1 protein-coding gene is annotated in these 326 nt (G+C 39.6%); it reads left to right on the plus strand.

Going from position 1 to position 326, the window contains the following annotated elements:
• Positions 1-11 precede the first annotated feature (11 nt).
• Positions 12-242 carry a helix-turn-helix domain-containing protein gene (locus C1E99_RS00600; protein WP_000857133.1) on the plus strand — a complete coding sequence of 77 codons (231 nt, stop codon included), beginning with the start codon at positions 12-14 and terminating at the stop codon, positions 240-242.
• Positions 243-326: the final 84 nt, after the last annotated feature.

Below are 326 nucleotides of genomic sequence, written 5' to 3' on the forward strand. Positions count from 1 at the left end.
GAATTTGAAGAATGAAAACACAATATCCTATGATTCCCTTTCCTCTCATTGTAAAGGCAACAGATGGCGATACCGAAGCGATTAACCAGATTCTACATCATTACAGAGGGTACATAACGAAGCGTTCCCTACGACTTATGAAAGATGAATATGGCAATCAAAGTATGGTCGTTGATGAAGTCTTACGTGGAAGAATGGAAACCAGACTGATTACAAAGATTTTGTCATTTGAAATTAAGTAATATCCTCTCTCCTTTCGTGGAAGCGTGCTAAACCATTCCACGCTTCCCGAACAGGGAGGTTTGTTATTCCACCAAAGCATATTG

It is taken from the genome of Streptococcus suis, from assembly GCF_002964045.1.
Taxonomy (GTDB): Bacteria; Bacillota; Bacilli; order Lactobacillales; family Streptococcaceae; genus Streptococcus; species Streptococcus suis_U.

Excerpts from the sequence above, each read along its gene's own strand:
- C1E99_RS00600 (WP_000857133.1), top strand. The coding sequence starts at position 12 with ATGAAAACACAATATCCTATGATTCCCTTTCCTCTCATTGTAAAGGCA.